The following is a 24,444-nucleotide window of genomic DNA, read 5'->3' on the forward strand; positions in this document are numbered from 1 at the left end:
TCTCATTGATGCGATTGTGTTAACCCGTACAGCATTTGTCTAGCAAGCCACTCTGGCGTGGTATCTTCTGATAAAAACGGAATGAGCAGAATACGGAATGTAAAAGCTTCCGATGTTACCTTATGATTCGGCATCTGGGCAGGTCCACAACTGTTGCTGCCCAGCCCATTCTGCCGGTAATCCAGATTCAGTGTGACAAAGTCACGCGGAACAAGCTCGCTTGCATGTTGTGCCTCTTCAAGATCCTTGTCCGTATAACGGCGCGCGCTGAATTCAAGCGTCGGAATACCCGCAGCAAGTAGACCAAGTCCGGATGCGTCTGTGACCGATATCCATCTGACATCCATCCGGTTCCCATTCTCCTGCGGATATATATATGGAGTGAATAGTCCATCAATTGAAGCTGTGTACACTCCAACACGGCCTGCCTCTTTGCTGTCCGAATAATTCTCACCAGGTCCCCGGCCATACCACTTCACTCGATCCATGTCGCCCGGAATCTCCATCTGGAGTCCAATCTTAGGCAGCATTTCTGGCGGTTTCCCCTCCGGTGTGCCCTGCACATCCATAGTGATTTGCCCTATACTGGTTACGGTATAGGTGATTACACACCGGAAACCCCAATCAAAAACTGGCGGAGCAATCCTTGAACTCACAGTGATGCAGATGGTCCCTTCGTCAAGCCGGGCCCAGCTAACCTCATCAACACGTTCTGTTAGCCGGTCCAGGTGTGCTTTGCGCCAGTCCGGTAGCACATACATGTCATTGTCGATCGGCGCACGCCAGAAATTCAGCCGCGGTCCGGCTTTCATTAGTTCCTTGCCATTCAGACGAAGCGAATCGATTCGCCCGCTCCGCGTGTCAAAGGTCATACGGAAGTCCTCATTTGCGAGAATGATCTGCCCAGCAGCTTCTGTGCAGTGAAGATTCCGCCTGATCTGTTGACTTCTCATCCCGATAGCAGCATTGGAATGGTCATCTGAACGCCCTGTATGATTATCGCCAACACGATTTCCCAACTCATCCTGCATTAGAAACTGAGCCCAAGCCACTTCATGCCCCTGCTCCGCCCAAAGACAGTCAGCGGCGATCGAGAAGCTGATGTTCAGCCACTGTTCCGCATCCTCACTGCGAAGGAGAGCATCAAGACTGTGGTCATAAGGAATCTCCACTTCTGCCTGTCCGCCCACTTCAATCTCTGGGAGTGCAAGAACCCCGCTTTGAACGGTACGTCCATCCATGGTAATGCTCCAATCAGCATATAGGTGATCCAGTGTCAGGAAATCATAGCGGTTAATCACATTAACCTTGTTCCTGCTTATATACTCGACCCGAACCGGCTCGATAATTTTCTTATATTCAAGCAGGCCCGGTGATGGCGTTCGGTCCGGCCGGACTAGACCATCTATGACGAAGTTGCTGTTATTGGGCACATCCCCGAAGTCCCCGCCATAAGCATAATCAGCCTTCCCATCCGCCGTCTTCCAGCTCAGCCCGTGGTCAATCCATTCCCACACAAAGCCGCCCTGCAGTCTATCGTACTTGTCAAAAGTATCAAAATAAGGTCTTAATCCACCGGGGCCGTTGCCCATGGCATGCGCGAATTCACACAGAATATGCGGCTTCGGATGATCAGTCAACTGACCGAAGCCTTCCATCTTCTCAACGGAGGAGTACATCGTGCTTATCACATCACAGACCTCAGCTTCGCGATCTTCTTCGTAATGAATAAGCCGTGTTGGGTCAGCTTCTCTGCACCACTGCGCCATCGCCCGGAAATTGCAGCCGAAGCCGGACTCATTCCCAAGCGACCAGAAGATCACGGAAGGATGATTCTTGTCGCGCTCGACCATTCGCTGAACGCGCTCCACGTAGGCTTCCTGCCAGGCAGGATCATCGCTGAGTCTGGAAATGTTGCCTAGCAGTTCGAATCCGTGTGTCTCCAGATCGGTCTCTTCCATAACATATAAGCCGTACTCATCACACAGATCATAGAACCGGGGATCATTCGGGTAGTGCGCGGTTCTTACAGCGTTAATATTGTGCTGCTTCATCATCTTGATGTCCTGTAGCATGGTGGAGACGGTGACTGTGCGACCTGTATCCGGGTGATGGTCGTGACGGTTGACTCCTTTGAGTTGAATCGCCTTTCCATTCACCAGGAATTGTCCGCCGCGCACCTCAACTGTGCGGAATCCAACCCGCTGAGCCGTCATCTCTACCGTATCTCCACTTTCATCCAACAAAGTGATCTTTAGATGGTACAAATTGGGGGATTCCGCACTCCACAGTTCCGGCTGTCCTACCGGCATTATAAGCTGCACATTCTTTCCTGCAGTAACCCGATCCTCAGCCCATGCAACAGATTCACCACTTCGTTTAAGCAGTTCAAGCCGCAGACTGCCCTGTTTATCAGCTTCCCCTTGTATGTTCACATGAACAGACAAGATCCCATCACAGCTTGATTCATCCAGTTCCGTTATAATCCGATAATCGGCAATGCGGAGCGAAGACGGCTCGGAGAGCAGATACACATCTCTAAAAATTCCGCTCATCCACCACATATCCTGATCTTCCAGATAACTGCCGTCCGACCATTGGTACACTCTAACCGCTAAAGTATTGTGGCCCGGTTTCACATAAGGAGTGAGATCGAATTCTGAGGTTAGGCGGCTGCCCTGACTGTATCCGACCGGTTTGCCGTTTACCCAGATATGAAACGCACTATCCACACCGTCGAACTTAATGGCGACATTCCGTCCGTTCCAGGATTCAGGCAGCATGAACTCTCTAACATAACTGCCTGTCGGATTCTCGTCAGGCACATGCGGGGGGTCTGCCGGAAACGGATAATATAGGTCCGTATAATGTGGAGTTCCGTATCCCTGTAGCTGCCAGTGCCCCGGAACCTGAATCTCATCCCAGCCGGAAGTATCATACGTCTCCTCGTAGAAATAATCCGGAGCCCACTTTGGCCCTTTTGCATAATTGAACTTCCATATGCCATTCAAGGATTTGAACCAGGGGGAGCTTCCCCTATTGTAAGTTAGTGCCCCTGACCAGTCAGAATAGGGGATGAAGTAGGCCCGGCTTTTGGCCCGCCCTCGCTGAAGGATGCCAAGATCATCCCAATCCCTCCTGATAGTTTGCTGTGACATGGTTCATTTCTCCTCTCTTTTCTCTACTCTACTCTGCGCTGTGTGCTGTTATTAGATTTCCGAACCCGCTGTGGCGAATCAACCTTTGATGCCCGTAGTCGCAATGCCGCCAACGATGTAGCGTTGAGCGAAAAAGAAGATTGCCAGCGGCGGAATCGAGATCAGAACTGTAATCGCCATAATGGACTGCATATCCACACCGTACATCCCTTTGAACTGTGAGAGCCCTAGGGTCAATGTGTATTTCGTCTGGTCGTTAAGGAAAATGAGCGGACCCAGATAATCATTCCAACATCCCATAACCTGGAACACAGCGACCAGGATCAGCGAAGGCCCCATCAGCGGGACAATAATCCGTGTTAATACGGTCAGCTTATTGGCTCCGTCGATTGTAGCTGCTTCGTCTAGCTCCCGCGGGATGGTGAGAATGAACTGCCGCAGCAGGAAAATGAAATAGGCGGACCCGAAGAAAGACGGTACAATAAGAGCTTTGAGCGTATTAATCCATCCCAGAACGTTGAACAGCATATACTGCGGGATCATAGTGACTTCCCAGGGAATCATCATGGTTGCCAATACAACCAGGAACAGAAAGTCCCTGCCCTTGAACTGAAATCTGGCGAATCCATAGGCTACGAGCGTGCATGAAATCAGTTGACCAAACGTCGACAGGATGGTAATAATCAGTGTGTTTTTCAGAAACATATTGAAAGGTTGAATGTTCCACGCCTCTGCAAAATTGCTGAACTTCCATACAGAAGGAATCCATTTAGGTGGAAAAAGATACAGCTCGGACTGTGACTTGAGCGCAGTCGTAACCGCCCAGAACAGCGGAGCTATGAACAACAGTGAAAAAAAGAGCAGCAGAACGTATACGAGTATTTTCTTCACAAAGAACGTCTCCTTCCTTGAGCCTTCAGCTTCTCCTGAGGATTCTTCTTCATTTCACCTTCGTAGAACACCCAGGCTTCTGAGGATTTGAACACAAGAAAGGTCAAGCCGAGCACGATCAGGAACATGAACCAGGCGTTAGCTGCCGAATATCCCATTTTGAAATACTTAAACGCATTCTCATACATGTACATGGCATAAAAATAGGTTGCTTTCATTGGACCACCTCCGGTCAGCAATAAAGCCAGAGTCAGCTGCTGGAAGGCTGCAATGATGGATGTAATTAAGTTGAATAAAATCGTCGGAGTGATCATCGGAATCGTCACACTGAAGAATTGTCTGAGCTTACCTGCCCCATCAATGGAAGCGGATTCATAAAGATCTCTCGGAATCCCTTTGAGGCCAGCCAGAAAGATCAGCATCATCGAGCCTTGTCCCCAGAGACTTGCGACCACCATCGCTACTAATGACCATTGCTTATCGTTGAGCCAATCAGGGCCCTGAATACCGATCAGGGACAGGAAGTAATTCAGAATCCCGTAATCACCGCTGTACACCCACGACCAGATCATAGCCAGAGCGACACCGGATATAACGGAGGGAATATAAAAGGCGGTTCGGAATATAGCACTGCCCCGTGTCTTCTGATTCAAGAGAATCGCAAGCCCAAGCGCCACAATGATGTTCAATGGAACGAACAGAGCTGCAAATTTGAGGGTGACCCCGAGTGAGGTCCAGAATAACGGGTCATCCGTAAACATTTCCGCATAATTGCCAAACCCGATAAAGTGTACTTCGCCGACAATCGGCCAATCAAAAAAAGAGATGATAAGGGAAAATAACAATGGCCCCAAGGTGAACACGAGGAATCCGAAGATCCAAGGAAAAATGAAGAGGTAGGGAACAGTCCTACCCCAACTACGTTTTCGTGTAGGCTTGAGCTGGGCCATAGGCTCCCCTGCTTGATGCAGAAAGGTCTGAGCCATCTCTTAACCTTCTTTCTGTAAATGTGTTATTTCAAATAACGTTGACTATCTTTAACAGCTTGATTCAGCACTTCCTGGGCATTGCTGCCGTGCATAACCGCTTCCACCGCAGCAGAGAGCTGGCGGTTCACTTCATTCCATTTCGGATTGAGCAGGAACGCAGGTGTATTGCTGGAACGTTCCAGCATCGTGTAATACGGTTTATAGAGCGGGTCCTGATCTTTCTTCAGCTCGTTTACAACACTGACCCTTACAGGCAGATCCGCCACACGCATCTTGATCGAATCATTAGACACATAGAATTTCACGAATTCCCATGCTAGATCTTTCTGCTTCGAATCCTTGGCGATGGACAACGCGGACTCCGCAAGCACCCCTTTGACCGGTTTGCCCGGGAACGCTGGGATTTCGACCGTACCTACATTTATGCCTGCCGTCTTGAACGATTCCAACGGCCAGATACCGCTCTCCCACATAGCGATTTTACCTGCTTTAAAAATGTCATCTCCGCTCTGCTGGCCTTTGCCCCCGGTCAGCACAGCCGAGCCGTTCTTGACCATGTCGCCGAGCATCTGGATGGATTCAGCTGTCTCTTTGCTGTTCATAAATCCTTCAATCGTTTTCCCGTCATCAGAGATGAATGAGCTTCCGTTGCTCCATACGAAGCTCTGGAGGTCATACGTATCGTTCTCAGCGCGAACCCCGAACCCGTACTGCTTCTTCGACTTATCGCTGAGCTTGGCCGCGATGTCCTGGAACTCCTTCCATGTCCATCCATCCTTCGGATAAGGGATCTTGGCATCATCGAACAACTTCTTGTTGTAATAGACCACGCGTGTGGTGAACCCTGCCGGAATGCCATATAGCTTGCCGTCAATTTTGCCATAGTTGAACAATCCCGGATAGAAATCTTCGATGTTCAATTCTTTATCTTTGCTCGAATAGCTGTCCAGTGGTTCCAAAGATTGATGATAGGTCGGGAAATCCCACATATACATCACATCTGGCGGATTGGTTGCCCCGAATCCGGCGGCAAGCTTCTGGTCAAAACCGTCTGCATAAGCCTCTACCTGAACCTTCGTGCCCGGATGGGCTGCTTCGAATTTCTTAGCGATGTCTTGCTCAATCTTGAGCGCGTCTCCGGTATCCCATGTCGCAAAACGAAGCGTCTTCGTCTCTCCTGAGCCTGCAGCACCTGTGGATGATGAAGGCTCACTGTTCCCCCCGCAAGCTGTGACCATAGTTGCCATTAACGTAGTGGCAAGTACAATAAGAGAAATTTTCTTTTTCACTGTGGCAGCCTCCCCTTTGAATGAGGTAATAATAATTGAACCGCTTTCATCTTAACTTTTATGAAAGCGGTTCAAAACCGATATCTATTCGAATGTTTGCGTACTTTTGTTCGATTTACAGATCGGGGTGTCCATCTGTTCGAATCACGGCGTCTTTTTGTTGTATGCGGTAATAACTAGGCGTCTGACCCGTGCAGCGCTTGAACCATTTGCTGAAATATTTACTGTCGCCCAGCCCTGTCCGCTCCGCAATATCCTGCATCGTCAACTGCGTATCCCGCAGCAATGCCTTGGCAAGCTTAAGCTTCCTTTTATATTGAAAAGCCACAAAGCTGTCGCCAACCGTCTTCTTAAATAAGATCGAGAAATGGCTTCGGCTAAGTCCCACCTGGCTCGCCAAATCGCTAACCGACCAATCCGCTCCAGGGTTCTCGTGCAGAAGCTTCACGGCCTTCCAGATCGGTTCAGGCCAGTCCTGAGACGAAATACCATGCAGCTTCTCCACTTCCGCTTCCTTGTGAAGCGCCATGAAGGCCTTGCTTAAATCTTCAGCGTTGCCCAGCGGTCCTCTCTTAGCCCATTTCAGCTTCTCGATTTGGCTTTTCATCTGAACGAGCAGACTGTCCGCAATCTCCAGCTCGTCACCAGGTACAATCCAGTAGCAAAGGTCCTCACCGTAAGGGATGATAACAGATGCGCTGTGGGGCATCCGGCTATTCTCATCCTCATTAAGCTTGACGAGCTCCAGGTAAGTACAATCGCATCCACAGGTCTTGATCAGATAAATGTACAAGGGTTCCCTATTCAGCGGCAGCTTCTCCCTAATGAGCTTATCTATTTCGTCAACAAATTTGCTGCTGTGTCCACTCTGCCAGGCAAACAAGAGAGAGCCCAGCCGTTCTCCATAGATTTCGCTTGTTTCAGCATCCGCTACGGGAGCAGACGATGTCAGCTCCCTCTGGAACTTCTCCAGCATTCCTTCCAGCTCTTCATCTTCAAAGGCCGTCTTAAGCAGATATCCTGAAGCCCCAAGCTTAATTCCCTGCTGAGCAAATTCGAAGTCACGGTGACAGCTCAGCAGAATAATCCGGGTATCCTTATCGACCTCTTTAACTTTGCGTAACAGTTCAATCCCATTCATCTCCGGCATGACGATATCGGTAATCACTATTTGAGGCAGGTGAATCTGATAGGCCTCCCAGGCTTTAAGGCCGTTCGGCGCATCAGCCACCACTTCCATCCCATACTTATGCCAAGGAATTGTAGAGCGAAGTCCTTTACGCACGATACTCTCATCATCTGCAATTAACACTTTAATGGTCTTGGTTGTCTCCATGCGGACTCTCCTCCTTCTTGGGCCACCGAATTACGATAGTAGTGCCTTCACCTTTCGTAGAATGCACCGTCAAGCCATACTGCTGTCCGAAATGAAGCTTGAACTTCTGATTCGCGTTCTGAACGCCGAGTCCTCCGCGTCCCTGCGGTTTGCTTTCCGGCTTTGCACGCATAAGCGCCTTCAGCTTCTCTTCAGTGATCCCTGCACCGTCATCAGACAATGTTAACAACAGATGCTCGCCTTCCTCCCGTACACTTAACGAGATGTTACCCTTCCCATCTTCAAATCCATGAAAAAAGATATTCTCGAAGAGCGGTTGAAGGGTCATACGGGGAATCAGATACGGTTTAAGCTCTTCGTCACAGGTCTGTTCATAACTGAATGCGGACCCGTAACGGATCTCTTGTATTTTCAGAAAATGCTCAATCATGCGGAGTTCACGGCCTAACGTGATCAACTCCTGAGAGATATCCAGATTACCTTCGAGCACCATCGTCAGATGATAGAGCATCTGGCGGATATCCTCTGCCCCTTGGAGCCTTGCCTTCCACTGGATAGAATTCAGCGTATTGAAGAGCAGGTGTGGATTAATTTGGTAGTGGAATGCCTTAAGCTCGGCCTCCTTCTTCAGCCGCTCACTCTGCTCCACTTCCTGCACAAGGGATTGAATTCCCCCCACCATACGGTTGAAGCTGGTATCCAGGCTGCCGAGTTCATCCTTGCCTTCCACCAGGGTCCTCGTGTGTAGCTTGCCAAAGCTGACCTTCTGCATCGAGTCTTTCAGCCTGCGAATTCGAGCTGTGAATTTCGAAGAGAATATATAAGCTAACCCAAAGGCAAGCAGACATGAAACAATGGCTACAAGTACTGTGTTGGAGCGGATCAGGCTCGAGGAAAAATAAAATGCTTTGGCCGGCAGCCTTGCTTCAATCTTCCACGCGTTGGCTGCCAGTGTCCTATTCCACACCACGTCACTATCATCTGGAGTGAATGGAGATTCTGACTGGTAAATGGGTTGCCCTTCAGAACCAGTTATCGTTAAATGCGCTTTGGTATCTTCCTCAAACATATGGAACATATCTAGCAGAACCTGCGCATTCTCTTCTATTAAGATCGTGCTTCCATGCTGGGCTCCAGCCGGATTATTAATCCGTACAGCGAGCCCCAGTATAGGTTCTCCGGTATCCGAAGCTTCCATGCCATGATTCATAGGATAGAAGCCCAGCCAATAGGGTCCTCTGGATGAATAAGTAATGGCCCGCCAGGCGGGGATATCATTAAGCTTACTGACATCCAGATTATTCTCTCCATAGTAATAGCCAGAGCGGGTAATCAGATAAATACCTCTTGTCAGATCCGTCTTAAGTGATTTAAGCAGCGCCTCGAAGTCATCTTTATCCATAATCTCCTGATACGTAGTTGGAACGTGATCACCTAGTCCCACCCGTGCAGGATCAAGGAGATACGAATAGATTGTTCCTGTCGTCTGATTCATCCGGTTCAAAGCGGAGCTAATCTGCTGATCAAGTTGAGCCACGGTGTTCTCCCCGTATTTCCCGAATTGAGAGTTGATGACTATAGCGGATTGATAATAGTTCAAGGCTCCCAGTGACAGTAGCGGAATAATCGCGACAATAAGAAAGCAAAAGAGCAACTTAGTCCGGATGCTGAAATAAGAGCGAATAGAGAAGCGATGATATAACTTCTTAAAGAAATAACTCCACATGACTTCTCATCCCCGCCTTATAAATTTCATTTTTATAGTTGAAGTGTAGCACGGACTGGCACACTCGGGAATATCTCGGAAAATGGGAAAGCACTTCCCCTCACGCCGATCTTGACCAGGAGGAAGTGCCCGTATGTTTTTAAGTTGTATACTCGTGCCCTAGGATTAAAAAGACACTTGAGGTCCAAGTAAATGCCCTGTCGCGAAGGCCTTGACCCGTCAGGGCATCGAAGTTCTCGGCCATGCCACTCTTGTTCAGCATATTGCAGAATCGGCGGGCTACCTCGCTTGCCAGTTCAACATCCCCCGCCGCGGCCACACCTTCCACGAGCAACATGGTTGATGGCGCCCAAATCGGGCCCCGCCAATAGCCATCCGGCGTGTAGTAAGGGCTCTTCACACTCTCTGTAGCCCAGCCGTTCGGCGTCAAGAAGCGGCTCTCATCCCGCAGGCCATCCAGCAGTGCGCGCAGGATTTGCTCCGGCAGCCGCTTGCCAAGCAGAATGGGCACGAAGAGCAGCAGGCTGTCGCCGTCGGATGCTTCGTGAGTTCCAGAACGGCAAGCGGTGAACCTTCCATCCTTCCAGAAATGACGTAGCATTTTCTCCAGGGTCTCCTCGCCTAATCGTCTCCATGCGGTGCTTTCGTCGGTAAGCCCCAGAAGCCCGGCAATTTCGGCAAGCAGTTCAATCTGCAAGATTAAAAATGCTGCCAGATCCGGACTCTCCACCGGAATCCCGTTATTAAAGGCAGTACTGTTGTCCCAACCCGAATCGTTTCCATGATTGTACTGTGGTATACCGTCCTTGTCGTTATCCCGGTAATGGAACCACCAGTTCGTCCACTTGCTCAAGGGCCCATACACTTCACGAAGATGGGATTCCTTAATATAATCCGTCCGCTGCATCATCCAGGCCAGCGTCCAGCCATGAATAGGCGGTTTGTTGCAGTTCCAAAGCTCGTACTTGTCGTTGATAAAGTCCGGAATCAGGCCACTCTCATCCTGGCGGTCGAAGAAAATCATAAACTGGTCCCAGGCCAGCTCCGGGTGATGTCTGACCAGAGCCATCGCATTGAAGCAGTGATCCCAGCTCCAAATATTCGTCATCCAGTTCTTCGACATATACATTGCTGGCCGGGTCAAACATCCTTCCGCGGGAACCAGACAGGACCAGGTAATATAAGCCGCCAGTTCACGGCCGTCTTGCCAGCGTTCGGGAACGGTCAAGCTGGCACCCAGCCACTGGTCATATTCCTGTTGCACCGCTAGTACCACTTCCTCCCATGGTGTCCAGGCATCACGCCGTTCCCATACCGTGCGGAATTCTTCCACCGCGAACTCGGCAATTTCCTTACCCGCTTCGGGGGTGAACTCCGCCACAATGCGGGAACTTTTAATTTTGTCCCAAGGTACCTCCATCCGGAGAGCCCCGGTTAACCGGGTGAGCATGAACCGGCATTCATGGGTGAAGCTGTTTACTTCAAAGCTGCCTGCGCTGTGCTCATAAGCATAATCGTAGGCCGAGGTACGGAAGGTGAGGCGAATGCCACATCCTCTGCTCTTGAAACGGACCGTACGGCCATCTGTAATACAGATCTCCGCATAGATATTGTCGATATCCGTATTCAAACGAAGCAGTGCAGGCTCTGCCTTAGCCTCGTACGGAATATACTGATTACTCTCGTCCAGCAGTTCAATTTGAAAAGCTTCACCAAATTTATCATCCCCACCACGCACGGTCCGTAAGTAAAGTCCCTCCGCCCTGACATCCGATTCAGGTAGTTCAGAAATAGCCAGAAAGGTGCCTCTTCGGCTGAAGGGTACCGTGTTAAGATTAAAGTTCATATCGTTGGACTCCTTTCCAAAGGAAGTATGCGCTTTCAGTTTATCCAAGGCGTCAGAAATACGAAACAGACAGGTGTTAGCGATGGGGAGTCATATTGTTGGAGTGAGAAGTCTGAGGCGTACACGGGTGTCTTTTTGTTAGATGATCAGGGGTACAAATGTTAGCACGTCTTTGTAAACGAGCATGTCGATAGGGAAACGGCATATGAGTTTGGTAGAAAAAAAGGTTATCCGTAATACCTTATGTAGGCATTAACGGGATAACCTTTTGCTGGTAATTTAATTTAATGGGATCGAATAAAATAGTCTGGATCCTTTGTTGTTGGTATACCATACAATTTTGTCGCCGCTAACAATAGGGCTGCTTTCTGATAGTACAAAGTTCTTAATCGTTTGGATACCCCCAGTGGTTGCACCCTCTCCATCTATAAGAACATATTTCACGTCACCCGGATGATTCTCTTTATCAAACTCCTGCCACAGCACCATCATTTTGTCGTCCGTGATTTTTACTAGTTTAGGGATGGAAGCGATCTGGTTCGTACCAACATATTTAGCCAAGGTGATGTGGTTCACCGCTGTGCTAGACAGGTTGGCTTTTGGCAGAACACTAAGAACGATATCTCTCTGATCCTTCTCTAGTCCCACCATCTCAAAAGAAGTATATTCTTTGACAAGCGAATGGTCAATCGTATTCATAGCGACAATATAGTTCGCCGAAGACATCTCAAATCCGCCTATAGAAACGCCTGTGGTGTTCGCTCCGATTTTGCCGGGAATATTAAACAGGTCTACCTCGTTATAGCTGGTTCCATTTCCTTTATTCAGCACAATCGAACGAGGATAGGCATCACCATGATCCACTAGAACATGCGTAGCACCATCAAACAATACATATTGATCAAAAGAGTGGCTGACATGATTCTTCTGGAATCTTCCCAGATCATTCGTCACGGTCATTGTTTGGGTATTCACGATAATGGTCAGCTGGGATTGATGATTTAGTTTATCTTCTGTCGTGTACCTTGTACGTGAAGTGTGGAATACAAGCGTATCACCAGCCTCGGCCATACTACCAGAGCCAGAATCAAAAGGGCTAACCGTATAACTCTCGCCACCCTTAATGGAGACACTATCTACTCTATTGAAGGTTTTATCATAACGGACAATACGAATCACTTCTTTGCTATCATTCTCTTCGCGATTCTCTTGTCCAAAAGCAATATAGTTATACTTCTCCCCACTATAGAAACCACCAAATATCGGAAGCTCAAAAGGGATACTCTTATTTCCAGTTAGTTCAAACTTCTCATTATATGATTCAATCGTAACTTCCTTATTCGCCTCAAGGACACTTACAGTCCCGTCATTATTATTCACGAGATAGGAAGTGGCCGTACTTTTCCATCTGGGAAAATAAGAAGATACAGCGTTACTTTCGGTTTTCACCGCCGTCTTCACCCGGTACGCGTGATCTGGAATTTTGGAGAACAACGATATACGATCAGACTGAACGTCATATTCGATATCAAATGGAATTTTCCCGGCCAAATCTCGCAACTGAACATAGTTATTCTCGTCAATATTGTACGCCGTAATCGACTGTAGCTGTCCGTTCACTAGCACTTTAGAGGTCGACAGCGTAGCTGAATAATTTCTATTGCGACTATAGTAGTTGCTGCTAGCTTTCTTTTCGGGAGTATAGGCTTGCCCGGTTATGATCTCTATCGCATTGTTTGCTTTATTCCAAGTGATATCAAATTGACTGGCTGTTCCCGAGAAATACTCCGCTACATCGCGCAGCCGGAAATAATTGTTGTTCGAGATATTGAATCCGTTCAGGTCCCTTTGTTCTCCGTCAAAATATGTACTGCTCTCGGTTACCTTAGCCTTCACCGTACTGCTCGCAAAGGTTGTAGTGCCGAGCGCAGGTATAACCAGTAATACAATTAGCAAAACACTAAAAATCCTCTTCATCCAACTTTTCCCCCATTTATATATAAATAAAAACACTATAATTTTTATCGGTATTTTATTCCTATTCCTCCACTACATAACTTACAAACGCCAAGCGCTTACTATCCGGAGACCACGAATTCACGTTAATCGTACCTTGTCCTCCAAACAATTGTACTAGTGTGCGATAATCTCCTCCCGTGCTTGCCATCAATCGAATCTCAACATCCTTATTCGCGGGGTGATCGCCAGGATCTACATCTCCTTTGCGGTAACTCAGGTAGGCAATCTTCTGACCATCTGGCGATACATGCGGGAACCAGTTATTACTCTCATCAAAAGTCATCTGTGTTTGCTCAGTGCCATCGGCATTCATTCGCCATATCTGCATCAGCCCTGTACGCACCGAGTTGAACCATATATATCCCCCATCTGGTGAATATTCAGGCCCATCATCCAGCCCAGGCGAATCTGTCAGTTGTACCTCTACTCCCCCGTCTACTGGAATGGTATAAATATCATACTGACCATTGCGCTCAGCACAGTAAGCTAACTCAGCACCGTTTGGAGACCAACCATGCAAATAACTTGGAGCATTCGGTGTAACTAGAACCGGTTCGCCACCCTCCATGGGAAGAATATATATACGAGATTTACCATCTTCTTTCGTATGGTGACTAATTGCGATCTTAGTGTTGTCAAAAGACAGAACATGATCGTTATTACATTCCGCAGCAAACCCCGAGTCAATTTGAACAAGCTCACAGGATGTGATGTCGAACGAATAGAGACAACCTCGACTATTATAAATAAGACGCTTACCATCGCTGGTCCAATTGGGTGCCTCGATTAAATAATCAAATGAGCGGAGCGCAGTACGCTCCCCAGTCTGTACATCTACGATTTCTAATGTGCTAATCACTTTCATTGTCCTCTCTCCCATCGTTAAAATATGTACATAACCCACTTCGACAGCTATTCTTAATCCCCTTTCTAAAAAAAATCCGCCTCGAAGAGTTCACTCCTCAAGGCAGATCCATAATCATCTTATAAACGTCCAGCCGCTTTTACTTTTACCAGCAAGGCATTGCCCGGCAAGTATGCAATCGGAATATCCTCAGACAATACGATCTGAACGGTATTGCGATCTGCACCGGCTAGAACAGCTTGCTCTATTGCATGGCTGCGGGCATCTTCCTTAGCTTCATCATAAGACATTTCGTCCAGGGAATAAATCCGCTCTGTCTCCCCGCTCACCTCACCTAACGCAGCGCCAATCGCATTCGCAGCATCATAGTGATCCGGTCTTACAATCCGTGATACACCTTCAAGCTTGTCTGCCACAAGAATACTTCCGCCACCGACCAAAATGACGTCAACAGGATCTGAGCTTGTCTTCATCCGATCAATCGCTTCCTCGATATCCCGCGTAATGATCTCATCTGCTCTCTTGCAGATCGATTCATCAAGTGCCTCAGTCTGCGCATCTTTCCACTCGTATCGATTAAGCTTCACCGCCACATCGGTTGCTGTGAGCGTATCACCACCAAAGATGAGGCCGCGCTTCAATAGCTCGTACCCCACGCTATCCGGACCCACTGTTACCTGATCCTGCGTTTCATCCAAGCGAACGATTGTACCGCCGCCGATCCCGATCGATAAGATATCCGGCATGCGGAAGTTCGTGCGAATTCCGCCAATCTCAACCGCAGCGGAGGATTGACGCGGGAAGCCTTGCATCAGGACGCCGATATCTGTCGTGGTGCCACCGATATCAACAACAAGTGCATCATTAAGACCTGACAAGTGTGCCGCGCCCCGAATGGAATTCGTCGGACCGCAAGCAATCGTCAGAATCGGGTAACGAAGCGCATATTCACTGTACATCAGTGTTCCATCGTTCTGACAGATGTATAGGCTCGCATCAATTCCATAAGTGTGAAGCGCCTCTTCGAAGCCCTTTACGACTCCAGCAATGACGTTAAGTAATGCGCCGTTCAGCAACGACGCGTTCTCACGCTCGAGCAATCCAATACTTCCAATCTCATGAGACAACGTCACAGGCATATCTGCGCCAAGTACTTGCTTCGCAAGTTCTTCGACTCGTTTCTCCTGCGAAGTATTCACTGGGGAGAACACACCACAGATCGCAACCGCTTCGACTTCACCCTTCATTTTCAAAAAGCAGTCTAGAATCTCTTCTTCATCCATTTCAACAATCGTGCGGCCATCATATTCATATCCACCATGAACAACATAAGCATGTGGGCAAACCGTTGCCTTAAGTGTATCGTCCCAATCCGCAAGTGGAGGAACCGCAGTTGTTGCCGGTGCCCCGATTCGAATCAAGCCGACTTTCCCCAAGTGCTTGCGCTCTACAATAGCATTCGTACAGTGCGTAGTTCCGAGCATTGCATAACGAATCTGCGCCGGATTCACACTACTCTCTGCTAACAAACGACGGATGGATTCAGTAATGCCTTCATTCACATCACGTGTGGTATGCACTTTTATCGTATGAATGGTGTTTAGCTTGGAGTCGAGCAAGGCTGCATCTGTATTTGTCCCGCCGACATCAATCCCAATGCGGTATATTTCTTCCATGTTGTTTACATTCGTATGAGACATTACTCTGCTCCCCCTTTCTCTGCTGCCAATTGTTCAATTGGAACATAAGGTGCATCATAGCCAAAATATTGTGGACCTACCGTCTCGAGGCCCTTTGGTGAACGCCATTTCGGATCACAAGGGAAACCAACCACACTCACCCGGGCACCGTATTTCAAATTCTCAGTCGTGATTGGCATACCGGTATCCTGGTCAAGCACAGAGATCAGGTCAGGAGTAATAGCAATTGAATGTCCATCTTCTGTGGCAAGAAGGAACTCATTCTGGAAGAACAAAGTCATCGTACGTCCCTTTTTAGCATCTGTACCTTCGAAGATCGCTTCACCGCGTGTAAATCCGCCTTCTGTACGACGGCGAATGTCTACTGCCTTGCCCTGGAACAACGCATATCCATTCAGCTGCTTCAGCAGCATTTCAATTGGATTCTGCTTCAATTCCTTGGACTCGAACAATGTTTTTCCGATTTCATACGCAAGTGTCAAGGTATGTGGGATTGCACTTTGCTTTACCTGCGCTCCAGTTACCGGATAATCACAAATCGAAGCTGATCCGCCCATTTGAATCGTAACCGCACGCGCCATCCGCTCTTCCCAAACACCGTCGATCGCATGCATAAGCACACCGTTGCCGCGTTCATCTGCCATCGTAATCGGACTGCAGTCAATACCGTCCAAGTAGAACGTCACCATCTGCGATTCTGGAAAAGCCCGTCCCATGGCATCCGCATCTACGATAGGAATATTGCGTTCCGCAGCCGTAATTACGGGAACCAGAGAGTTACCGCCACCAACCTCAATCGGCATAATGGCGCTCACCTTGCGTCCAAGCTCTTTCTCAATCATATCCAAAGGCTTGATCATTTGCTGAATCGAAGGAATCTTCTCATTCATAACTGTAGGTGCGCCAATCATGGATATAGGAACAACCAATGCATCGTCCTCCAGATCCTCAGGACTTACTAAACGAACAGGACCATATTTGCGAATGGCTTCCATCGCCATCAATTTACCAATATGCGGGTCACCGCCCCCGCCTGTTCCAAGAACGGCTGCACCAACAGCAATGTATTGCACCGCTTGTTCATTTAATTCTGTTAGTTTGTGATTTCTCATGTTGTTATCCCTTCTTTGTCATGATTTTGCCGACAATCCACTGCACGATAAAGGCGAACATAAACGCATCTAATGCCGGTACGCTCGTGATTTGGAACCATCCAAATCCATCTGGCGCTGCGGTTGTCATAAAAGCGAACAATGTAGCTGCAACCCACACCGCTAAGGAGCGAATCACCCAGTTCTTATTGCGATCCAGACCTTCAAAAGTGAATTTCTTTCGATCTACAAGCAAAAATTCGGACGTGTAGATCCCCCCGATTGGAGAGACAAACACCGTAATAATATTTAGGAAAGATAAAAACTTATCATAGATGCCAAGTACGGCAAGCAACGTAGCAAAGATACCTGCCACAATAGTAATTAGCTTTTTCGGAACCTTTTGGAACACGACAGAGAACCCTAGCGAAGCAGAATATAAATTGTTCGTGTTTGTCGTCCATTGGGCAAGAGTTAAGACGATAATGGCTGGAAGCCCAAGTCCTAGCGCAATAAAAATATTCGTCAGATCATCTGTGTCCATAATTCGAGATAGGAAAATAGCTACAATCGTCATGAAGCTGTTACCCACAAAGAAGCCGATAAAGGCCGCGGTTATAGCATGCTTGGGTGTGCGCGCCCAACGAGCGATATCCGGTGAAAGCACCGTGCCGACAATAAAGATACCAATAACAAGCGAGATCGCTGTCCCCATCGGGATCGCTGCTCCGCTAATCGGTTCCCACACGGCTGAAGCTCCTTTGGTGTGGAACGCGGAATAAATAGCCACACCGATAAACAAAATAAGCAATGGTACGGACCAGGTGCTTAGTCGTTCAATAGATTGATATCCCCAAATAGCTGTCGACATCATCAAAAGCCCACCTATGAATGAAAGCACCCCTAAGGACAGATGAATATCCCATAATTGACTAAAAGCAGTCTGCATATTCGAAGCGAAGAACCCGACCTGCACCCCAAACCAACCGAGTGAGAAAATACCGAGGATAACTGCTACGACACGCGCACCCACATTTCCGAATAGAAACCGAGAGATCATCGATGTCGATAACCCTGTTTTCGCTCCTACATACGCACATAACGCTCCGATCACCCCTAGGATTAACGAACCGATTATTGTTGCTGTGAGTGAATCCGTCAGATTCATTCCATTGCCAAGCTGAGCACCCAAGAACATCGCTGATAGGTCAATCCCGATGGCGATCCAGACGAGCGACATAGATAGCCATTTTTTACGCAAATGCGCTGGAACCGGCTCTCTCTCAAAATCCCCCGAGCTAAGCTCGTTCCCCTTTACTTCACATACTTCTGCCATTCTCCCCATCCCCTTGTTGTTATCTTCTTCTGTAGCGCTATGAGGACGCACCCTTCCAATACATTTCAAACGCATGGTTCAGCTTACGCTCATAAATTCCCTTAGAAGTGTAATAGAAATACTGCATGCTTAATCCATCCATCAAGTTGAGAAAAGCATCTGCGAGAAGCTGAACGGATTGATCGCGAATTACTCCCTCTTCCATCCCTTTCGAGATGAATTGTTCAATGATCTTCGTCAGCATCGCGTCGGACTCTAGAAATGCTTCCTCAATCGTTTCCTTTAAGAATGCCGGTGGGAAGACCACATACCTCAGTACAATTTTGCTTGCTTCAGGACTCTTCTGATAGAACTCATACTGTCTAGACAATATGCCTCGTAGACTTTCCTGCGCACTCAGTACTTTCTGCTCTTCCGATAGCTCTTGAATATAAGTGTTATAGGACTGCATAGCCTCACGAAAGACCGTCATAAACAAATCCTCTTTATTCTCAAAAAAGGCATAGATCGCCGGAGTCTTCACACCAACTTCCTTCGCAATTTCAGAGAGAGCCGTACCCTCGTAACCCTTCTCTCCGAATAGTCGCATCGCTACTTCTTTCAACTTGTTTTTGGTCAAGACAATCCACATCCCTTACTTACTTAATTAACGTTAATTAAAAAACACTATACATCTTTATGCATAATAATTCAATGTTTTTCATAAAAAATAGCCATCAATACATACAAAAAAGCCGACCAACATCAGGATAATCCCTGAATTATGATCAGCTAAACGGTGAACTGGGTTTACTTTAGAAGCAAAGTTGTTAATGTAATCTTTCATCAAACATGAGTTGAATTTGAATACCAAAGGGATCTTCAATGATACCGTAGGCTTTACTAAACACATTACTAGATAAAGGAGCAATAATTTTTACGCGCTCATCCGTGATTAAGCTTTTATAGAAACCTTCAATTTCCTCTAAGTCAGCACTTTGAATACATAATGAAGTGTTATTACCCATTGTATATTTCTCATTCGTATTCATTGTATCTTCTGCTATCATTATTTTTGTTTTTCCGATTAACAGGACAGAGTGAGTAATATAATCCTTATTTTCATCCGTAAGCTGTATGGAGCTGTCACGTTCTGCTAGTTGTTGATAGGTGACACGTAACAATTCCTCTGCGTTAAAATGTTTTTTGTAAAATTCTATAGCTTCCTTAGCTCTTCCATTCATCGATAAAAAAATAGCTACTTCTAGGGTTGTACTCATAGTATAAACCTCTCCTTTTTATATATTTGATATCTGGCCTTAAACTTATTATCATATATAAAGGTATCAAAACATGACACCTTAATAAGGAGCTTTTTATATGAAGAAATCAGAACGCTTAAATGACATGATGAGATACTTAAACGGGCGAGAGTTTTTTAATCTAAGTGACCTTATGGAGAAATACAATATTTCAAAAAGCACAGCGCTACGTGATGTTACTTCATTAGAACAATTGGGTATGCCTATTTTCGCAGAACATGGAAGACACGGACGTTATGGTATTTTGAAAAATAGATTGTTATCCCCTATTATTTTCAAGATAGATGAAGTCTATGCACTGTACTTTGCTATGCTGACGCTAGAATCTTATCAATCTACACCTTTTCATTTAAGTGTTAACAAGCTAAACGAAAAGTTCGAGCACTGTCTATCGAGTACACAAATCAACCAGATTCATAAAATGAAAAAAGTTCTACAATTCGAAATGTATCAGCATAAGCATGTCAGCCGTTTTTTAGATAAAATCCTAGCAAGTATTCTAAATGAGAGTGCCTGTAACATTGCATATACAAAAGAAAACCAGACAAAAAGCTACCCTGTACAATTCTTCAGAATTTCCGCGAAGTTTGGTCAATGGTATGCTACTGGAATAGAGTTAAATACGAATACATATAGGGTGTTTAGATGTGATCGAATAACCTTCATTGAAGAAGAGGAAAGCTCAGCCCGCTATTCTATAGAAGAACTTCTTAATCGTTCCTTAGAATTTTATCAATCCGAGAACAGTATTCACTTTGAAGTTGAGATTGCGGAGCAAGCCAAAGATATTTTTTATAAAGAGCATTATCCCTCTATGAAAATAGAAGCTGGCCCGAAAACAGTCATAAAGGGATTCTATAATCCAGGCGAAGAAGAATTTCTAGCTAATTATTTCATGCGTTATGGTCAGTATGTTAGAGCGGTAAAGCCTGAAGCCTTGAAACAAATGATTCAGGACAGAATAGAGAATCTCTTACATCATTATCAAAAATTATAAATTGGAAAAAGAAAAGAGGGGCCTACGCCCCTCTTTCTTGTATGAATTATGATTTTATTTTTCCAATGGATAGACTCACTCGATAATTGCCATGCTTCAAAAGTTGTGCCAGAAATGCCTCAAGCTCCTCATTCGTAGCAAAATGTCCAGTTAACACATAACATCCTTCTCCGCTAATTCGATGCACTTCGGAAATAGCTTCCTCCTCCATCACGAACTTCTGGAATAAAGGATGATTGGTTGATTCCACAAAAAATGTAATAAAGGCCGTGATAGAAAGACCTAGCTTTGCTTTATTAGTAACGATCGTATATTGTTCGATAACCCCTAAATCTTCTAAACGCCTAATGCGATTTCCGACCGCTTGGCCGGTCATATGTATCTTTTGGCCAATGTCCTTCCACTGAATTCTGGAGTTTTCTTTTAGTAATGCTAGTATCGCAAAATCGATATGATCAAAAATAAAAATCAATCCTTTCGTCATGAAAGCAAATGGACATATAGCGTTTCGCCAACTTATTCAGCATTTAAGCATGAATATCTATACTTAGTTATATCCTGATTCACTAGTTAGTAGCCATTGAAACAGTGATAACTAAAACACTTCAAAGGAGGCCCAAGAATGCTATTACAAGAAATTTTGGAGTATAACGATCAGTTCGTAGAAGACAAGGAGTATCTACCTTATGAGGGAACGAAATTCCCTAAAAAACGCATGATTGTCGTAACGTGCATGGATGCGCGACTGATTGAACTGCTGCCTAAAGCCCTAAATATACACAATGGGGATGCCAAAGTCATCAAAACAGCAGGTGGAACGATTACCCATGCATTTGGAAGCATCATGCGCAGTATCGTAACGGCTGTCTACGAACTGAATGCGGAAGAAATTTATATCATCGGTCACCATAATTGTGGCATGAGTCAAAGCAACCCTGAAGGAACACTTCAAAAAATAATGGATCGTGGAGTCGCGACACCAGAAATTCTTTCTTCTCTTGAATATGCAGGTATCGATCTTCATAAATGGTTGTTCGGCTTTACGAATGTCGTAGATTCGATTAAAGGAAACATTGATCTAGTACGTAATCATCCGCTCATTCCGAAAGAGGTAGCTGTTCATGGTCTGGTGATTGCACCAGACACTGGTAAACTCGATCTGATTGTAAATGGATATGAACAAATAACAGGCCACGACAAGCACTAAGCGATACTCATTATACTAAACTAAAGGGAGCAATGAAAATGAATAGAAAAGAAGCGACACAACAGATATTGGACGCTAAATTTGCAAAAGGATTAACTTGGGGCGAAATCGCAAAGGAAAGCGAGCATTCAGAAAGCTGGGTTGTAACTGCACTGTTAGGCCAAGCGACAATGACGCGTAATGAAGCAGATAAAATGGGGAAATTGCTTGAACTCGACGAACAAGTTGTTCAAGCACTCACACAAATCCCACACCGTGGCGATGTCATCGATATGCCGCCTACAGATCCAGGACTGTATCGCCTATACGAAATGCTGCTTGTATACGGTCCAACGATTAGAGAACTTGTTTTGGAGAAGCTTGGCGAAGGTATCATGAGCGCGATCGATTTCCAATTCGACGTACAAAAGCAAGAAGATCCGAATGGTGACCGCATCATTCTGACGATGAACGGAAAGTTTTTGCCATATCGCAAATGGTAATAGATTAAGAAGCGAGCCAGCCACCTTTTAACGATTTCACATCGAAAGGTGGCTTTCATTTTCCGTATAGATTGTATAGTTAACAATAGTAAAGGTGAGTTGATATGGAGAACAAACGTGTTACCGATAGTCTCAGCACTGTACAATGGTTCATTTTTTTGCTAGCCAATGCAGTGGCTCTGCCCATTGTCATTGGAGGTATTTTTCAATTGTCGTTTGAACAAATTTCAACCTTAATGCAGCGGACATTTTTCGTTGTAGGAATCAGTTCATTTATTCAGGGATGGTTAGGACATAAATACCCTATTGCAGATGGTCCTGCGGGATCATGGGTAAGTATCTTTGTCATATTAGGCAACTTAGCCTTAATTCAAGGGCAAGATCAAATGTATGCATTACAAATTCTAGAAGGAGGATTAATCGTAGCCGGGCTTGTTCTCTTCGTATTAGGAACTACAGGGCTAGTTTATAGGCTTCAATTTTTATTTACACCCTTAGTTTCGGGTTCATTTTTATTCATTCTCGCCTTGCAATTAAGCGGTGTATTAGTCAAGGGCATGCTTGGGTTACAGGGAACAAGCGCCGAACCAGATGTTATGGCAGCACTCATATCCTTTTTTATTTTTGGACTTGTTATTTTTCTCTCTATTAAAGGAAGAGGATGGATTAGTAGTTACGCCGTACTGATTGGAATCGGCTTGGGTTCGGCATTATTTGCAGCATTCGGGAAAGTGGGGCCAACATTTACAGATTCAACTCCCGTCTTGAAGTTCCCTCATATTTTTGCTTGGGGAGTACCTCAATTCGATCTAGGGATCGTGATTACCTCACTGTTGTTTACGTTTTTGTTAGTATCCAATACAATTTCTTCTATTTCCGCTGTAAAACATGTAGTTCCGGTTTTACCGAAAGATGAAAAAACAGCATTAAGTCGAGGGATTTGGACGGGAGGGATCTCTCATATACTAGCCTCCCTATTCTCAACGATAGGCGTTGTTCCATTGCCAGCCTCGGCGGGCTTTATGAAATTAACAGGGCAAAAGCGAATTGGGCCATTTCTTATGGCCTGTATGTTACTAACCGTTATCGCGCTTATACCATCCGTTGTCAATGTGCTAGCGTTACTTCCAGCTCCGGTAGCCAGTGCAGCACTTCTAGCTACTTTTGTACAAATCGTAGGGATTGCATTCCAATCCTTGCTACAGGAACAGCTTGATCATCGCCGATTAACGATACTAGGAATAACGTTGTTGGTAAGCATTGGACTTATGTTTTTGCCTCCAGCGGTATTTCAGAGTCTTCCTTCCACACTTCGATATATTTGCAGTAATGGTCTGCTTGTCGGCACTATACTGGCCATGCTTTTAGAGCAAATTTGGAAAGGTGAAAAGAAAATAAGCCACTATCAGAAATTATAAAGCTACTCAAAAGTGGTAAAAAACACATCTTGAAGAATGGCCTTAGCTTTCTTAAGATTGCGTGTATCAAGTTGGTTAAGCATGTCTACGATTTGACTCATTTCATCGATTTCCATTGCCTCAAGAGATTCTCCAGCATTTAATGGTTCTTCTTCAGTAACCGATTCCGGATGAACCCATGATGCTTCTAAAGTATCCTCGAACGCTTGGATCAGAAATAACAATTCATCTGTGTTATATCTCTGTAGAAACCGATTTATCCCTTTATTCATCTCCTTATGTAGTGCTTGATGCAAATCGAATATTTCTTTTCCAATAGGTGTTGTAAGAAACAGCACTTCTTTTTTATTATCGGGGAGAAACTCCGTGCGAATAATTTGCTGCAGAACTAATTTTCTAGTGATTTTGGACACGCTACCTTTCGGAATTCCGAAATGCTTCGAAATGGTAGTGCCATTCACTGGCTCAAGCTGTCCAATTGCATCGATTACATGCAGCATCATGACTGTGGAGTCTTGGAGGAAATCATTGATAAGAGGATTACTACAGTTCTGAATCAACCACGCCTTCTCTTCATCATCCTCCGATTGAAATCGCTTTTGTAATTGGGGAATCATCTCTATCAGTTTTTTTATCAAAATATCCTTATTAGGTAAGTTCTCGAAAGAATGCGTCACTGTTAAGTCTCCTCGTAAATTCATCTTATACTCATTTTAACAAGACACAGCTCATAAATAAAGTTTCCTAGAAATAATATTGACAACAAGGAAACTTAAAACGTATTATTGTTTCC

Annotated in this window: 20 protein-coding genes; 4 read left to right on the forward strand and 16 right to left on the reverse strand. The window is 45.8% G+C overall.

The features are described from left to right. Positions 1-2: 2 nt before the first annotated feature. From MKY52_RS05405 to MKY52_RS05470, 14 genes are all read right to left on the reverse strand, one after another. Complete coding sequence (locus tag MKY52_RS05405) at positions 3-3,158, reverse strand: glycoside hydrolase family 2 TIM barrel-domain containing protein (protein WP_341050273.1); 3,156 nt, start codon at positions 3,156-3,158, stop codon at positions 3-5. Between the two features lie 78 nt (positions 3,159-3,236). Continuing rightward, the gene (locus tag MKY52_RS05410) at positions 3,237-4,049 is read right to left on the reverse strand and encodes a carbohydrate ABC transporter permease (RefSeq protein ID WP_076286144.1); all 813 of its coding nucleotides are present in this window, start codon (positions 4,047-4,049) and stop codon (positions 3,237-3,239) included. Next, positions 4,046-4,999 (reverse strand): carbohydrate ABC transporter permease, encoded by a 954-nt coding sequence (locus MKY52_RS05415; protein WP_341053343.1) that lies wholly within the window; start codon positions 4,997-4,999, stop codon positions 4,046-4,048. Before MKY52_RS05415 ends, MKY52_RS05410 begins: the two co-directional genes overlap by 4 nt. Before the next feature lie 62 nt (positions 5,000-5,061). Continuing rightward, entirely contained in the window at positions 5,062-6,285 is a 1,224-nt protein-coding gene (locus tag MKY52_RS05420) for an ABC transporter substrate-binding protein (RefSeq protein WP_445671012.1), read from the reverse strand. Positions 6,286-6,442: 157 nt separating this feature from the next. Then, entirely contained in the window at positions 6,443-7,663 is a 1,221-nt protein-coding gene (locus tag MKY52_RS05425; RefSeq protein WP_341050275.1) for a response regulator transcription factor, read from the reverse strand. Then, complete coding sequence (locus MKY52_RS05430) at positions 7,641-9,389, reverse strand: cache domain-containing sensor histidine kinase (RefSeq protein WP_341050277.1); 1,749 nt, start codon at positions 9,387-9,389, stop codon at positions 7,641-7,643. Before MKY52_RS05430 ends, MKY52_RS05425 begins: the two co-directional genes overlap by 23 nt. A 139-nt stretch (positions 9,390-9,528) precedes the next feature. Next, positions 9,529-11,235: an amylo-alpha-1,6-glucosidase gene (locus MKY52_RS05435; RefSeq protein WP_341050279.1), complete on the reverse strand. Its 1,707-nt coding sequence runs from the start codon at positions 11,233-11,235 to the stop codon at positions 9,529-9,531. A 279-nt stretch (positions 11,236-11,514) separates the two neighbouring features. After that, the gene (locus tag MKY52_RS05440; RefSeq protein ID WP_341050280.1) at positions 11,515-13,212 is read right to left on the reverse strand and encodes a hypothetical protein; all 1,698 of its coding nucleotides are present in this window, start codon (positions 13,210-13,212) and stop codon (positions 11,515-11,517) included. Between the two features lie 61 nt (positions 13,213-13,273). After that, positions 13,274-14,119 (reverse strand): TolB family protein, encoded by an 846-nt coding sequence (locus MKY52_RS05445; RefSeq protein ID WP_341050282.1) that lies wholly within the window; start codon positions 14,117-14,119, stop codon positions 13,274-13,276. 119 nt (positions 14,120-14,238) lie between these two features. Continuing rightward, positions 14,239-15,819, reverse strand: coding sequence for a hydantoinase/oxoprolinase family protein (locus MKY52_RS05450; RefSeq protein ID WP_339800461.1), 1,581 nt, complete (start codon positions 15,817-15,819; stop codon positions 14,239-14,241). After that, on the reverse strand, positions 15,819-16,931 hold the full coding sequence (locus MKY52_RS05455; RefSeq protein ID WP_038568756.1) for a DUF917 domain-containing protein: 1,113 nt from the start codon (positions 16,929-16,931) through the stop codon (positions 15,819-15,821). Before MKY52_RS05455 ends, MKY52_RS05450 begins: the two co-directional genes overlap by 1 nt. A gap of 4 nt (positions 16,932-16,935) precedes the next feature. Beyond that, positions 16,936-18,246, reverse strand: a complete 1,311-nt coding sequence (locus tag MKY52_RS05460) for a cytosine permease (protein WP_341050284.1) — start codon at positions 18,244-18,246, stop codon at positions 16,936-16,938. Between the two features lie 37 nt (positions 18,247-18,283). Then, entirely contained in the window at positions 18,284-18,865 is a 582-nt protein-coding gene (locus tag MKY52_RS05465) for a TetR/AcrR family transcriptional regulator (RefSeq protein ID WP_038568754.1), read from the reverse strand. 190 nt (positions 18,866-19,055) lie between these two features. Continuing rightward, positions 19,056-19,505, reverse strand: coding sequence for a VOC family protein (locus MKY52_RS05470; protein ID WP_341050286.1), 450 nt, complete (start codon positions 19,503-19,505; stop codon positions 19,056-19,058). A gap of 100 nt (positions 19,506-19,605) precedes the next feature. Between MKY52_RS05470 and MKY52_RS05475 the strand changes: the two genes are divergently transcribed. Further along, positions 19,606-20,544, forward strand: a complete 939-nt coding sequence (locus MKY52_RS05475; RefSeq protein ID WP_341050288.1) for a helix-turn-helix transcriptional regulator — start codon at positions 19,606-19,608, stop codon at positions 20,542-20,544. A gap of 46 nt (positions 20,545-20,590) precedes the next feature. On the opposite strand, the gene MKY52_RS05480 is transcribed toward MKY52_RS05475, so the two are convergent. Continuing rightward, on the reverse strand, positions 20,591-21,028 hold the full coding sequence (locus MKY52_RS05480; RefSeq protein ID WP_076300291.1) for an Lrp/AsnC family transcriptional regulator: 438 nt from the start codon (positions 21,026-21,028) through the stop codon (positions 20,591-20,593). Positions 21,029-21,166: 138 nt separating this feature from the next. Here MKY52_RS05480 and MKY52_RS05485 point away from each other — a divergent pair, with 138 nt between their 5' ends. The 3 genes from MKY52_RS05485 to MKY52_RS05495 all read left to right on the forward strand — a co-directional run bounded on the left by MKY52_RS05485 (position 21,167) and on the right by MKY52_RS05495 (position 23,651). After that, positions 21,167-21,751, forward strand: coding sequence for a beta-class carbonic anhydrase (locus tag MKY52_RS05485; protein WP_042124173.1), 585 nt, complete (start codon positions 21,167-21,169; stop codon positions 21,749-21,751). A 38-nt stretch (positions 21,752-21,789) separates the two neighbouring features. Beyond that, a complete protein-coding gene (gene cynS / locus MKY52_RS05490) occupies positions 21,790-22,233 on the forward strand; it encodes a cyanase (protein ID WP_283910234.1) in 444 nt (147 codons plus the stop codon). 104 nt (positions 22,234-22,337) lie between these two features. Next, complete coding sequence (locus tag MKY52_RS05495; RefSeq protein WP_341050291.1) at positions 22,338-23,651, forward strand: purine/pyrimidine permease; 1,314 nt, start codon at positions 22,338-22,340, stop codon at positions 23,649-23,651. A gap of 2 nt (positions 23,652-23,653) precedes the next feature. Here the strand turns inward: MKY52_RS05495 and MKY52_RS05500 are convergent, their stop codons facing one another. Beyond that, positions 23,654-24,328 carry a MarR family transcriptional regulator gene (locus tag MKY52_RS05500; RefSeq protein WP_341050293.1) on the reverse strand — a complete coding sequence of 225 codons (675 nt, stop codon included), beginning with the start codon at positions 24,326-24,328 and terminating at the stop codon, positions 23,654-23,656. Positions 24,329-24,444 lie beyond the last annotated feature (116 nt).

It is taken from the genome of Paenibacillus sp. FSL P4-0184, from assembly GCF_038004625.1.
Taxonomy (GTDB): Bacteria; Bacillota; Bacilli; order Paenibacillales; family Paenibacillaceae; genus Paenibacillus_AQ.

Coding starts and splice junctions, on each gene's coding strand:
- MKY52_RS05450 (WP_339800461.1), bottom strand. CDS start 15,819: ATGTCTCATACGAATGTAAACAACATGGAAGAAATATACCGCATTGGG.
- MKY52_RS05405 (WP_341050273.1), bottom strand. CDS start 3,158: ATGTCACAGCAAACTATCAGGAGGGATTGGGATGATCTTGGCATCCTT.
- MKY52_RS05425 (WP_341050275.1), bottom strand. CDS start 7,663: ATGGAGACAACCAAGACCATTAAAGTGTTAATTGCAGATGATGAGAGT.
- MKY52_RS05470 (WP_341050286.1), bottom strand. CDS start 19,505: ATGAGTACAACCCTAGAAGTAGCTATTTTTTTATCGATGAATGGAAGA.
- MKY52_RS05480 (WP_076300291.1), bottom strand. CDS start 21,028: ATGACGAAAGGATTGATTTTTATTTTTGATCATATCGATTTTGCGATA.
- MKY52_RS05435 (WP_341050279.1), bottom strand. CDS start 11,235: ATGAACTTTAATCTTAACACGGTACCCTTCAGCCGAAGAGGCACCTTT.
- MKY52_RS05460 (WP_341050284.1), bottom strand. CDS start 18,246: ATGGCAGAAGTATGTGAAGTAAAGGGGAACGAGCTTAGCTCGGGGGAT.
- MKY52_RS05455 (WP_038568756.1), bottom strand. CDS start 16,931: ATGAGAAATCACAAACTAACAGAATTAAATGAACAAGCGGTGCAATAC.
- MKY52_RS05440 (WP_341050280.1), bottom strand. CDS start 13,212: ATGAAGAGGATTTTTAGTGTTTTGCTAATTGTATTACTGGTTATACCT.
- MKY52_RS05495 (WP_341050291.1), top strand. CDS start 22,338: ATGGAGAACAAACGTGTTACCGATAGTCTCAGCACTGTACAATGGTTC.
- MKY52_RS05420 (WP_445671012.1), bottom strand. CDS start 6,285: ATGGCAACTATGGTCACAGCTTGCGGGGGGAACAGTGAGCCTTCATCA.
- MKY52_RS05475 (WP_341050288.1), top strand. CDS start 19,606: ATGAAGAAATCAGAACGCTTAAATGACATGATGAGATACTTAAACGGG.
- MKY52_RS05430 (WP_341050277.1), bottom strand. CDS start 9,389: ATGTGGAGTTATTTCTTTAAGAAGTTATATCATCGCTTCTCTATTCGC.
- cynS (WP_283910234.1), top strand. CDS start 21,790: ATGAATAGAAAAGAAGCGACACAACAGATATTGGACGCTAAATTTGCA.
- MKY52_RS05415 (WP_341053343.1), bottom strand. CDS start 4,999: ATGGCCCAGCTCAAGCCTACACGAAAACGTAGTTGGGGTAGGACTGTT.
- MKY52_RS05445 (WP_341050282.1), bottom strand. CDS start 14,119: ATGAAAGTGATTAGCACATTAGAAATCGTAGATGTACAGACTGGGGAG.
- MKY52_RS05485 (WP_042124173.1), top strand. CDS start 21,167: ATGCTATTACAAGAAATTTTGGAGTATAACGATCAGTTCGTAGAAGAC.